Source organism: Psychroflexus gondwanensis ACAM 44, assembly GCF_000355905.1.
GTDB lineage: Bacteria > Bacteroidota > Bacteroidia > Flavobacteriales > Flavobacteriaceae > Psychroflexus > Psychroflexus gondwanensis.
In genome coordinates this window covers 1-2366 of record NZ_APLF01000046.1, presented here as the reverse complement: position 1 = coordinate 2366, position 2366 = coordinate 1, and the positions used below count along the sequence as shown (strand labels likewise).

The 2366-nt window shown below is 35.5% G+C and carries 1 protein-coding gene and 1 pseudogene; both read right to left on the bottom strand.

Going from position 1 to position 2366, the window contains the following annotated elements; translation table 11 throughout:
- Window positions 1-13: 13 nt before the first annotated feature.
- The gene (locus tag PGOND44_RS14835) at window positions 14-1555 is read right to left on the bottom strand and encodes a RagB/SusD family nutrient uptake outer membrane protein (protein WP_040556322.1); all 1542 of its coding nucleotides are present in this window, start codon (window positions 1553-1555) and stop codon (window positions 14-16) included.
- An 89-nt stretch (window positions 1556-1644) separates the two neighbouring features.
- Window positions 1645-2366, bottom strand: a pseudogene (locus PGOND44_RS14830) (hypothetical protein); the annotation flags it as partial.

The window sequence follows — 2366 nt, the reverse complement described above, 5'->3', positions numbered from 1 at the left end:
TTCTTTCAGAATTTTAATTTTGATCGTTAATAAATAAATTATCTTGAATCTCTTGGAGAGGTATTTCCAAGGTCATTCTCTCATCATTCCAAGGAATTGGTTCTCCCACAAAAGTTAGGTGGTTGTCACCTCTTACAGTCGTAGCTTTATTTCTCTTCATAGCGTAGTATGATTTACCTTCTCCCCAAAGCTCCAATCGAGTTTGCTTGTATATTTCATCCAATAGGGCTTGGCCATTCAAGGCATCAATATAGGATACATCATCGATACGAGTTTGTGCAAAATCTTTTAAAGCAGTTTTAGCACCAGCAGGATTGGTATGATATAAAGCCTCTATGTTTAATAATAAAGGTTCTGCATATCTCATGTAAATGTAATCTGCTTTCACGATTTGAGATGAACCAAATATGATTCTATCACTGTCGAAGAACTTGTTTAATGGTTGTAAGTTCCTTGTACTTAAAGGATCATCTAAAAACTGATTTCTTCTTATATCATCAGCACGCATACTATCGTATAAACCTTGGTCCATAGCTTTATTATCGCCAACAGCTGCATAGCTATAAGAGAAAGCATCCATTTGTCCCCACCATGAAACTAAGCCTAAACCAATATCTACATTTAAATCAATACCCCACATCCAACCTGAAGCGTTAACATCGTTAAAACCACCAAGTATTCCATTGATTGAGTCATCAGCAGTCATTAAACTTGCAGGACTGCCGCTCATTGCACTATTTGTTAAAGCAACAACATCTGTCCATCTGTTATCGTTATGTGAGGCTAAAACGTAAGCCAAGATTGTTTCAGCAACGGGCTTATCAATCTCCACCTTAGATGGTCTCGAGAAATCATCCATAAGTGAAATAGCTCTCGTTAAGTCATCTTCTATCAATTGATACACAGCTTCTGTTGTAGATTTTTCATTACCTACTAGATCTGCTACTACATATATTGGAAGAGTTGGTGAATTCCAAGATGCCGTAACATCGTTAATATAAAGCTGAGTAAGATTGAAGTAAGAATGAGCTCTCATTGCAAAAGCCTGAGCAACAATATGTCTGTTTTCATCTGTTAATCCATTTATAATTGCTATTAAATCAGCTTCCTCTTCTGGTTGTGGTTCCTGTAAAACAGTCTCAATAACCAAATTTGATCTATTTATTACTCTATAGTAGTACCTCCATCCTTGGTAGTTCTCTTGTTGAGTAAAATCTAAAGGAGCTTGAAATTCTGTAATAGCAGCTCTGTACCATCCGTAAGTACTTAATGTAAGGGCTATGTCACCAGTTAGCATATCGCTATAAATATCAAAACCTTTCTGGCCAAAATCCGATTGTGAACCAGTTCCTCCTGTTCCTGTTGTGAACATTGTAGAGTAAACGCCAGTCATAAAGGCACCATTAATCTCTGGATTTACCGCACCAGCTTCTCCTATTTGTTTAATGGTAGGCTCATTCCCAGTTGGCTCTTCGACAAGAAAGTCATCACCGCAACTTACTAGAAGTAAGGCTATAACGGAGAACCACATCATGTTTAAAATTGTCTTTTTCATGTTTATCATATTAAATTAAAAAAACTCTTGCTAAATATAATAGAAATTATATTTAACAAGAGTTAATTAAAATTTAATAATATCAACTACTAATTCACGATTGTGAATTCACCAACAAATTGTGAACCAAAATCGCCAACTGCTTCTGCAAGTACTTCACCTTTAAAGGTTAAAGTTGCATTACCAATATTGGGGAATGAAAGTCCGTCACCAAAGCTATCATCTATAACAAACGTATAGTCACCGTCTGCTAAACATACTTCTCTTGAAAATGTTGCTAGACCATCAGAATAACCTCCGCCAGAATATATGGTGTTGTCATCTGAATCTATAACTGACCAAGTTATTTCACTAGCATATCCATCGAACTCAAAATCAATAGATGCAGGAGATTCACAGGTTACATTTACATCAATACTTATTTCTGAGTTTCCAATAAGGTTGGTAGAAGTATCTTCTAATATTACATTAAAACTTCCACCTGTTATACTAAACTCATCATTATAATTTACTGTAAAATTCACTATACCCTCATTAGAACCACTAGGTACGACCACCGTTGCCGGCATATCTAAACCTGATAATGGTATAGTAGCTCCTTCTACAATTAAATTATATGTTCTATCTGCTCCAGTAGTACCGCCTGTAAAAACGCTAAACTGATCTGATACAGAAGAACCAACGTCTATAGCTAAAGATTTTGAAGTTTCTTCAAAACTTACCACATTAGCTTCTGACAATATTGGGTCAGTATCACAGCTTATAAAAAAAGCTGCGATACATAAGACCAAAAATTTATTAAATATTTTCA

Coding starts and splice junctions, on each gene's coding strand:
- PGOND44_RS14835 (WP_040556322.1), bottom strand. CDS start 1,555: ATGAAAAAGACAATTTTAAACATGATGTGGTTCTCCGTTATAGCCTTA.